The organism is Paenibacillus humicus NBRC 102415 (genome assembly GCF_004000905.1).
Taxonomy (GTDB): Bacteria; Bacillota; Bacilli; order Paenibacillales; family Paenibacillaceae; genus Paenibacillus_O; species Paenibacillus_O humicus.
On the sequence record NZ_BIMD01000027.1, the window covers coordinates 62872 to 72690 of the forward strand.

The following is a 9819-nucleotide window of genomic DNA, read 5'->3' on the forward strand; positions in this document are numbered from 1 at the left end:
TAAAACCCCTCTTCTTCTTTTATACTCCCTAAAGTTGTTTTGGGAGCCGTATGGCAATATGGCTTCAGCAGCTCAAGAGAAAGCCAAGTCGGACATTCTGAGGCCGACAGAAAGCACAAACTGCAACGTGATGAATGCAGACTGGCGAGCGTGAATCAACGATCATTTGTGTAGGGCACGCTTTAAAGCCGTTTTATATCCGTCTACAACTCTCCGGCTGATTTCAGCAGTAGGAAAGTATTCTTCAAAGCCGTGAAAACCTCCAGGGTATAGATGAAACTCTGTCGGCACCCCCGCCTGCGTCAGCCTTGTTACATAATCGATTGTTTCATCGCGAAATGGATCCAAGTCACCAACACAGGTGTATGTGGGTGGAAGTCCTGACAAATCCGTTGCTCGTGCAGGAGCAGCGTATTGGGTTCCTTCATCTAAATCCCCTAGATACATTTCCCACCCAAATTGGGTTTTCTCATCATTCCATACTCTTCGATCTGTGATTTGATTGAAGGACTTCGAAGTCATCCGATCATCAATCATGGGGTAGAGAGGCATTTGGAATGCTATTGCAGGCCCTTTGCGATCTCTTGCCAAAAGGGAGACGGCAGCCGTTAATCCACCTCCGGCACTGGGACCGATTACTGCGATTCTGGATGAATCAACCCCCAGCTCTTCAGCATTTTTAGAGAACCATTCGAGTGCAGCATAGCAATCATCAAGTGGAGCTGGATAAGGATGTTCTGGAGCCAGCCGATAATCCACTGAAACGATGACACAATCGAGTTCGGATACCAGTTGCTGCAAAGTAGGGTCCATCATATCAGCAGATCCAAGGATATAGCCGCCGCCATGAAGATACAGAACACCGGGCAGCGTTTCTTCCTTCACTCTTGGTTCGTAAATTTTGATCCGAACATCTGGATCTCCCTCTGCTCCAGGAACATGTTTCTCTGATGTTAAAACAGCATCATTAGCGGGCAACGTTGCAGCTATACCAGCAAACATCTCATTCATTTCGTTCCTTTTGGCATTTAAGTTCTCTCGGGTATAAATGACTTCTGGCAAATAAGAAAACATTTCTTTAATTTCCGGGTTTAGTTTGTTCTCCATCATCCACTCATCCTTCTGCTTAACTTCAGCTTTATTTTTCTCCTCTTTCAATATCTTTGCTTCTCAAGTTTTAAAGTTCCGCCATTCATCCTTTTATGTACTATATTTCCATGCTTTTTGCCCTAACAGTTCCCGCAGGGTCGTCCTGTAACGTTTCTTCCGATGTGGTCCGACTCAGTCTGGCCGTTTTTTTCCACATCCGGACTTGAAAGAAAACGGAACCGGACAGACTCATCGTTGGCTGCAGCTTAAATCCGGCCGGCAACCTGGTTCTCATCTGCATGATGGTTCAGCCGCCTGCCCGCGGAAATAAGAGGTAAACGCCTGAATGACGTTCATCGTACCGAAGACTTCCTTGCTGTAAGATTTCCTATTCCTGTCGAACATCCGTTTTTGTCAATAAACGGGCTCCTTCGAGTAATTTCTTTTTGTTTCTACATTAGCTTCATACCGTTTTTGTCATGGAATTATCTCCTTCGAGTAATTTCTTATTGTTTCTACATTAGCTTACCGGGTTAAAGTACCTCTAAGTCAATTCCATGCATCCAGGCCTTATAGGTAAAGGATTGTATTTGATTCTATGTAAGCTCTTATAGCAAATTATGTTAGAGTTACTCTAATCAATAGCGATCAACTTGTGCTCCATGTAGATTCCTCCCGCTTTGCTGCCTCAGAAAAGCGGCATTGACTAAACTACAATCACTACGCACTAACAGGGTCATCCGCTATTTTGCTTTAATGGACGAACTGGCGACTGTTTGCCGGAGGAGCTTCGTGCTGACGATGTGCACACTTCTCGCCAGTTTGTACGGATTATGGGCCTGTTCCGACATGTTGTTCAATTTTGGGCACTCGAGGCTAAGCAGGTCCAGGGCATCCGCTCCGTTCCCCCACCTATGCCCTCCTGACCGCAGGCGTTCTTGCCCTGCTCCCTGCAGCCGCGTCCGCCTTTGTGTCTATGCAGTGAGAAAGATACCGATGGAATGGATTCGGAAGCTTCTCTCTGCTCTTGCTTTTGCTTTGCTTTTTCAGCAAAAAAAGCCAATTCGGACCTTTTCAGGTCGAAATGGCTTTTTTTCTGCCGCTTTCTATGCCAGGTTCCATTCCTCATGGATTTTCGGCACATCGGCGATGAGCTGCTGCGTGTAGACATGCTGCGGCTGCAGGATGACCCTCTCCGCCGGCCCCTTTTCCACGATGCGCCCCTTTTCCATAATATAAAGCGTATCGCTGACATAGTAGGCCAGCCCGACGTCATGCGTGATGAAAATGATCGTCATCCCGTTCTCCTCCCGCAGCTTCATGAGCATGTCGAGAATGGTGGAGCGGGAGCACGCGTCGATCATCGATGTCGGCTCGTCGGCGATCAGGATGCGCGGCCGCATCATGAAGATGCGGGCAATCATGAGCCTCTGCATCTGGCCTCCGGACAGCTCGAACGGGTACTTGTTGTACAGCTCGTCGAACTTCAGGTTGACGAACGAGCAGGCATCGATCATTCTCCGGCGCTCCTCCTCCTTGCTCAGCTCCAGGCTTTGCAGGGCGATGCAGTCGCGCAGCAGCTTCTCCACCCGGTGGAACATATTGAACGAGGAAAACGGATCCTGGAAAATCGCCTGGATGTCCTTCCAGTAGTTCCGGCGCTCCTTATGCCCCTTGAGCCGTCTCGGAGCCCCCTCGTATTCGATCCTGCCGTTCGTTTCCTTGAGCAGGCCGAGCAGCATCTTGGCGAGCGTCGTCTTGCCGCTGCCGCTCTCCCCGACGATGGAGATGATCTCGCCCTTGTGGAAGGCGAAGTCCACCTCACGCACGGCCGTCTTTTTCTTCTTGCCGTAGCCGAACACCTTGGTGACGCCGACTCCGGCGAGCAGAATGTCCTTATCGCTGAACTTCTTCATCCGCATACCACTCCTTCAAGGTATCCACGCCGAATATGCAGCGGTATGTCCTGCCGGCCTCCACGCGCATCGGAATCTTGCCGCTGCGGCATTCCTCCCGCGCGAAGTCGCAGCGCTCCGCGAAGCGGCAGCCTTCCGGCACGTTCTTGAGGTTGGGCGGAGCCCCGGGAATGGCCGACAGCTTGTGGTCCTTCATGCCTTCCTCGGGGACGATGATGGAGCCCATCAGCCGCTTGGTATAAGGATGGACAGGGTCGAACACCATCTGCTGCGCCGTGCCCCGCTCGACGATCTCGCCCGCGTACATGACCATGATGTCGTCCGTCACATGGTAGAGCAGCGGCAGCTCATGCGTGATGAAGATGAGGGAACGGATGAACTTCTTGTCCAGCAGCTCCTTGAGCAGGCGGATGACCGCCTTCTGCGAGGTGACGTCGAGCGCTGAGGTCGGCTCGTCGGCCACGAGCACCTTTGGATTGAGGATCGTCGAGATGGCGATGACGGTCCGCTGCTTCATGCCGCCAGACAGCTCGCTCGGATAGGCGTCCAGCACCTCCGGAGCGAGATGCAGCGTGCGGAATCTCTCCTCCGCCATCGCCCTCACCTGCGGCTTCGTCAGCTTCGGCTGATGCTCCTTCATGAGATCCTCGATGAAGCGGATGATCTTCAGCGTCGGATTGAGCGCGTTCATCGCGGCCTGCGGAATATAGGCGATTTCCCGGCCGAGAATCTGCTTGCGCAGCCTCTCCTTGCCGAGCTTCATGATGTCGATGCCGCCTATGGAGATCGAGCCTTCTCCGTAATAGAGAGGCGGGAAATAAAAGCCCATCAGGCTCATCGACAGCGTCGACTTGCCGCAGCCGGACTCGCCGGCGATGCCGAGCGCCTTGCCCTCCTCGAGCGCGAAGTCGACGCCGTCGACGGCGAACACCTTTTCGTTCAGACGCGTCCGATAGTACGTCTTGAGCCCTTCGACCTCCAGTACGCGCCGCAGGGGCTCGGGGGCAAGTTCGGGTTGCAGGTCCGCCAGCTTCCGGCTCATGCGCGCTCACTCCTGATTTTCGGATTGAAGATCTCGTCCATGCCGGTGTTGATCATGTACAGCGAGAAGGTGATGACGGCGATCGAGAAGGCGGCCGGGATGAACGCCCACCACGCCCCGGCGACCGGAGCTTCGAAGACGAGCGCCCAGTTCATGATGATGCCGAGCGAGATCGTGTTGTACGGCCCCAGGCCGAGCATAGAAATGGAAGCCTCCGACAGGATGCCGGAAGCGACCTGGAGGATGAAGGCCATGACGACGTAGGAAGCGATATACGGCAGAATTTCGAAGACGATGATCTTCGGCGTGCTGTGTCCGGATATTTTGGCCAGATTGACATGATCCCGGTTCCTCAACGAGCTCGTCTGGGCGCGCACCGCCCGCGCGGTCCACGGCCAGCTCGTAAGGCCGATGATCAGGGCGACGAGCAGCGAGCTGCGGGAGTTGATGCTGACGGAGATCAGGATCAGGATGATGAACGACGGGATGACGATGAACATGTTCGTCACCGCGGTCAGGATGTTGTCGAGAAAGCCCCCGGCGTATCCGCACAGCAGCCCGATCGCCAGACCGATGATCGTGGCGAAGACGCCCGCGACGAGGCCGACCATGATGGAGGTGCGGATGCCGTAGACGAGCTCCAGGAACAGGTCGCGGCCGAAGTTGTCGGAGCCGAGCAGCAGCCCCCCGCCCGGAGGCTGGAACGCCAGCGCCTCCATCGACAGCGGATCGGCCCGGTTGATCAGCGGCACGATGACGACAAGAGCGACCATCAGCAGCAGCATGATGGCGCCGAACATGAACTTGGGCGAACGGATCAGAATGCCGGCGGAATGCTTCATCTCAGTTCTCCTCCATTTGGGACGCCTTAATGCGGGGATCGACGATGCCGTAGACGATCTCGATTGTGAAGTTCGCCAGCAGCACCGTCAGCGCGATCAGCAGCGTGCAGCCGGAGATGAGCGGGTAATCCAGCTGCCGGATGGCCGTGAACAGCCAGGTGCCGATACCGGGGTAGCTGAAGACGATCTCGCAGATGAGCGAGCCGCCGACCATCGTGCCGATGGACAGGGCAAGGCCTGTAATTTGCGGCAGCATGGCGTTTTTGAACACATAACGCGCCACGCGCGAATCGCGGATGCCGAGCAGCTTGCTGTACAGCACATAGTCGGAGTTCAGCTCGTAGATGCTCATCTCCCTCATGCCGATCGCCTGGCCGCCGATCGTGACGAGCACGATCGAGAGGAACGGCAGCGTGTGGTGGCGGAGCACCGAGAGGATGAAGTCGAGGCTGAAATGCGGCACCATCTGATAATCGTAGCCTCCGGACATCGGAAACCACTTGAGCGTGATCGCGAGCAGGTACAGCATGATGATGGCGAGGGTGAAAAAAGGGATGGAATTTACGAACAGCGCCGCCGGGAAAAGCACCTTGTCGAAGACGCCCTTGCGGTAGGCGGCCACCGCGCCGAGCACGTTGCCGATGATCCAGCCGACGAGGATGGCGGGCAGCTGAAGCGCGACCGTCCAGGGGACGGCGGCCATCAGGATGTCGGATACCTTGCGCGGATACAGGCCGAAGGATGTTCCGAGATCGCCGGTGACAAGCTTCTTGAGGTAAATGCCGAACTGCGCGAGGAGCGGTTTGTCCACCCCGAACTCCTTCATGAAGTTGTCGTACACCTTCTTGATGGAATCGCTGTCCGTCATTCCCTGCGACACCTGGGAAGCGATCGTGCTGACCGGGTTGCCCTCGATGAGTCTCGGCAGCAGGAAATTAAGAATCAGCGCGATCAGCAGCGTGACGAGATACCAGCCGGACTTCTTCAGGAAATAGCGGGCATAGGCATTCAAGAGCTTCACCTTCCTTTAAGGAGAAGGGCCGGCCGCATACGCGGCGGCCCTGTGGTTGCGAGGCAATGATTGCGGTCGAGGCATAGCCGTGCAAGCTTCCGAGTCCAAGCGTGCCCGGAAGCGGAGATGGCCGCGGCGGTTCGGTTCGACTATCCGCGCAGCGGCGGTTTGGTTCGACTGCCCGGAGCGGAGCGGGCCGAATCTCTCTGGAGAAGCAGCGCGTTCGCCTTTGAACGAGGATGCTTACCCTGCAAGGGGTCAAGCGATCGAGAGCATCCGAGTTCAACCGCGATCGGAAGAGAGATCGGCACGCGCAGCGGCCGCCTTGCCAGCGAAGTCAGTTCGTGATTTTATACAGAGCCTTGATGCCCGCCCCGTCTATCGCGATCTGCGGCGGAATGTTGCTGCCGTCCCCGTCGACCGGGAAGCCCTTCCAGACCGACTCGTTCACGGTGTAGAACACCCACGGACGGTACATCAGCGGAATGGACGGGACGTCCTTCAGCCAGATTTGCGTCAGCTCCGTGTACATCTTCTTGGCGTCGGCTTCGGATGCGGTCGGGATCTTGTCGATCAGCTCATCAGCCTTGTCGTTTTTATAGCGGCCCCAGTTCCAGAACGCCATCTCGCCGGCCGGCGCTACGCCTTTGGAATACATGATCGTGCGGGCGCGGCTCCACGGGTTGCTTGGCGTCACATTGCCGGCCGGCGTGTTCATGATGATGTCGAACTTGCCGGTCTGCAGGTCGTTCGTCCAGACCGGAGCTTCAGGGAACTTCGTACGAATTTCGATGCCGATCGCCTTGGCGCTCTGGGCGACGATCTCCAGCGCGGCGTTCCAGTCGGACCAGCCGTACGGGCACTCGACTTCGTACGGACCGAGACGCTGGCCGTTTAGCACACGGATGCCGTCCTTGCCCTTCTTCGCTCCGATGCTGTCGAGCAGCGCGTTCGCGGCTTTGGTGTCCGTCGTCCACTGCAGCGGCTTGATGGCGTCCTGGTCGACGAACTTGGACTCCGATGGCGTATCGAGCGTCAGCGAAGGCTTCATGTCGCCCGAATAGCCGCTCATGGCCAGCTGCGACACTTTCTTGTAGTCGATGGACATCGCGATCGCTTTGCGGACTTCCGGCGAATCGAGGCCCTTTTTCGACATATTGAAGAAGATGGATGGCATCGATCCCGGCAAATAGTAAGGCGCATCCTTCAAGAACGTCTTGATCGGAGCTTTCTCCTGCATCTTCCACACCTGCGGCGTGAACTGCTGCGAGACGTCCACCTGGCCGCTCTTGAACGCCAGGTCTCCGGCCGCGTTGTCCTTGTAGATGACATGCGTGATATATTTCGGAGCGGGCAGCTTGCCGAACAGCTTCTGGCCCCAATAGTTGTCGTCGCGGATGAGCGTGATCTTCTGGTCGTTGTAGAACATGAGCTTGTAAGGCCCGGTGCCGACCGGGTCGGCGTTCATTTCCTTGCGGATCGTCGCCAGGTCGTTGTTCGACTTTGTCTCGACGCCTTCCCATATATGCTTCGGCAGCATCGGCATCAGCTCGATGCTCTCGGTTACGGTCAGTTTGTTGGCGTTGGCGGGGTTCAGGCTGATGACGACCGCATTCGCTCCGTCCGCCTTGACGTCCTGGATGTAATCCCAGTAGCTGGACCAGTTGAGCTCGTATTTTTTGCCGAGGCCATAGGTATACACGACATCATCGGAAGTAAAAGGCTGGCCGTCGCTCCACTTGGCGTCGGGGTTCAGCTCGATGCGCAGCGTCTTGTCGTCCGTCCAGCTGTACGACTTGCCGAGGAGAGGCTCGAGCTTTCCGTCGATCATGTTGATCATGAACAGCGTTTCATACACGAGCTCGCGGGAGTTGCCGTAGTTGATCGGAAAAGCCGGGTTGCCGCTCAGCAGGTTGAAGTTGGTCGGCGCTCCCCATTGCAGGCCGTTGATATAGAGCGTCTCGTTGCGCGGCGTTTCCTTGGCTCCGCCGGAACTGTCCGTGCTCGCGGTCGGCTGCGGGCTGGCCGAAGGATCGGCGCTCGCGGCCGGCTCCTTGGTCGCCTCCGTTCCTCCGGTGTTCGCCGCGCTCGTTGGCGGCGGCGTGGAATTGCTGCATGCGGCCAGCAGCGACCCCGTCATCATGACCGAGGCGAACGTTAAGGCTAGCGCTTTACGCTTCATGGCTTCCTCTCCCCATTCCTCAACTAAATTGGATGCCTTTCCCTTAAGTAAGCGTTTACATAAACAAGTATAAAACGGCCTCGAAGGACCGTAAATGGTGGCAGTTTTGGGATTATATCTATTTTTTTGGGGTAGAGCCTCCGATCTGCGGCTGCGGATCTCAGGAAACGTCGGCCGCCGGGATGCGCAGGCGAACGCTGCGGACAAGGAATGCGTCCCCGGCGCGGTTCGGACGGCAAGAAACCGCCGTGACAAGGCCTTTCTGAACCATGATGCCCCGCTCCGCCACAGTCAGCTTCGGATTGCGGCCGTTGAGACGGCAGCGGCGGAAAGCTGCCGGGGTCAAGCGGGCCATACGGGTGATGACTCCGCCGATGGCCGGAGCTTCTACAATCCACTCCGCCGACGTCTGCGGCCCCTTATAAGCCTGAACGGTCCGGAACAGCCAGCCGCGGGTGGCGTTGCGCAGCCGGATGAGCCATTTGGACAGGCTCAGCTTGACGATGGAAGCCTCGATGAGGTCTCCGGGACATACCGGCAGCTTGATCCTCGTCTCGGCCTGAGGCAGTATTTCCCACCAGGCGTAATAGTTCGCTTTGCCGTTCACGTACTCATGCTCGGTTCCGGTCTGGATCAGGCAGCTGTTGTTGTAGCCGTCGAGGCCGATCCAGGCGGAGGAATACGAGGATCGCGCCGAGGGCAGCACGAGCGGCACGGTCCAGGAAGCGGAGATGCTTCGGAACGCGCCTTTGCTGCCGGTTGCCGCGTACCCGCTCCAGTTCGACGAGGTCCAGCCTGCGTTAGCGAGGACAGGCGAAATTTTTTTGCCGCGGCAAGCGGCTTTCATTCGTTGGGATAACCGATCGGGCATCATCTGTTCACAGCCTTTTGAGGGAGATGCTATATCAACTATGCATCGGGCAGAAGGCGTGCATGGGCATCCGGCTGCCATCGCAATCAAGCCAAAGAAATGCTATGGAGGCTTAGTTGCGCCAACCGAATGAAGGACAGTCGCTCCCTTCCCGAAAACGGCAAATAGCCCCCGCTCAATGCGCCGGAGCTGAAGCTCCGTCCCTCACGGCTCCACGAAAAAAATGTACATTCCGGCTGCTTTCTTGATCCGCTGCCGTTCGCCGACAGGGAGCCTTTTCAGCTCTTCGGTACCGTAGGCGCCAGCCGAAAAGCTGTTGTTGCCTGTATAAAAGCCGATCATGAAGAGGTTCCATCCTTGAGCGCCAACGAGAAGCTGATGCGGTCGCTGCCCGCATGCTTGAGCATCTCCCTTGAATCGTCCAACAGAGGCAGCGGCAGCCGGGTGCCCGGATGGACCGTATGCATCGGAACCAAATCAAAAAGACGCGGAATCTAGCATTCCGCGCCTGTTCCTTTGAAGCACCCTTTTGAACCGGATCAGTACATGAAAGAACTAACGACGATGACGAGAAGCACATACAGGACCAGGATGGCGCCTGTGCTGGAGTAAGTATTGCCATAGCCAGCTTCCGACATGATTCAAAACCCCTTTCACAAGTTCTACTCTACGTTATGTATCTCCCGGACGCGACGTTTGGACGGGAAGTATAATTGTGCTTATGCTAGGGGAGCCGGCAGATTCATAGACAGCCGTCCCCTCCTGCACGGCGATCCGGAGCAAGGCGGAAGCCTGAACCGAAATGAAAAAGACGCGGAATTTGCCTTCCGCGTCTCCCCATGCGCCCTCATCCGCTCCTTGAACT

Annotated in this window: 11 protein-coding genes; all 11 read right to left on the reverse strand. The window is 56.5% G+C overall.

All coding sequences use genetic code 11. The features are described from left to right. Positions 1 to 162: 162 nt before the first annotated feature. Complete coding sequence (locus tag PHU01S_RS16270) at positions 163 to 1107, reverse strand: alpha/beta hydrolase (protein ID WP_049867594.1); 945 nt, start codon at positions 1105 to 1107, stop codon at positions 163 to 165. 1088 nt (positions 1108 to 2195) lie between these two features. Then, positions 2196 to 3005 carry an ABC transporter ATP-binding protein gene (locus PHU01S_RS16275; protein ID WP_048746556.1) on the reverse strand — a complete coding sequence of 270 codons (810 nt, stop codon included), beginning with the start codon at positions 3003 to 3005 and terminating at the stop codon, positions 2196 to 2198. Further along, positions 2986 to 4047, reverse strand: a complete 1062-nt coding sequence (locus PHU01S_RS16280) for an ABC transporter ATP-binding protein (RefSeq protein WP_049867596.1) — start codon at positions 4045 to 4047, stop codon at positions 2986 to 2988. Before PHU01S_RS16280 ends, PHU01S_RS16275 begins: the two co-directional genes overlap by 20 nt. Continuing rightward, positions 4044 to 4889, reverse strand: a complete 846-nt coding sequence (locus tag PHU01S_RS16285) for an ABC transporter permease (protein WP_049867597.1) — start codon at positions 4887 to 4889, stop codon at positions 4044 to 4046. Before PHU01S_RS16285 ends, PHU01S_RS16280 begins: the two co-directional genes overlap by 4 nt. Position 4890: 1 nt before the next feature. Continuing rightward, complete coding sequence (locus PHU01S_RS16290; protein ID WP_048746555.1) at positions 4891 to 5901, reverse strand: ABC transporter permease; 1011 nt, start codon at positions 5899 to 5901, stop codon at positions 4891 to 4893. Between the two features lie 337 nt (positions 5902 to 6238). Further along, entirely contained in the window at positions 6239 to 8083 is a 1845-nt protein-coding gene (locus PHU01S_RS16295; protein WP_048746554.1) for an ABC transporter substrate-binding protein, read from the reverse strand. A gap of 160 nt (positions 8084 to 8243) precedes the next feature. Next, entirely contained in the window at positions 8244 to 8930 is a 687-nt protein-coding gene (locus PHU01S_RS16300; protein WP_246029254.1) for a G1 family glutamic endopeptidase, read from the reverse strand. A 228-nt stretch (positions 8931 to 9158) separates the two neighbouring features. Next, positions 9159 to 9296, reverse strand: coding sequence for a hypothetical protein (locus PHU01S_RS25850; protein ID WP_021879332.1), 138 nt, complete (start codon positions 9294 to 9296; stop codon positions 9159 to 9161). Continuing rightward, the gene (locus tag PHU01S_RS26915) at positions 9293 to 9421 is read right to left on the reverse strand and encodes a hypothetical protein (protein WP_281279808.1); all 129 of its coding nucleotides are present in this window, start codon (positions 9419 to 9421) and stop codon (positions 9293 to 9295) included. Before PHU01S_RS26915 ends, PHU01S_RS25850 begins: the two co-directional genes overlap by 4 nt. 72 nt (positions 9422 to 9493) lie before the next feature. Further along, a complete protein-coding gene (locus PHU01S_RS26380) occupies positions 9494 to 9592 on the reverse strand; it encodes a YjcZ family sporulation protein (protein ID WP_218032460.1) in 99 nt (32 codons plus the stop codon). Between the two features lie 34 nt (positions 9593 to 9626). Beyond that, positions 9627 to 9819 (reverse strand): hypothetical protein (locus PHU01S_RS26385; RefSeq protein ID WP_218032461.1); only part of this gene is annotated, 193 nt, incomplete at its 5' end.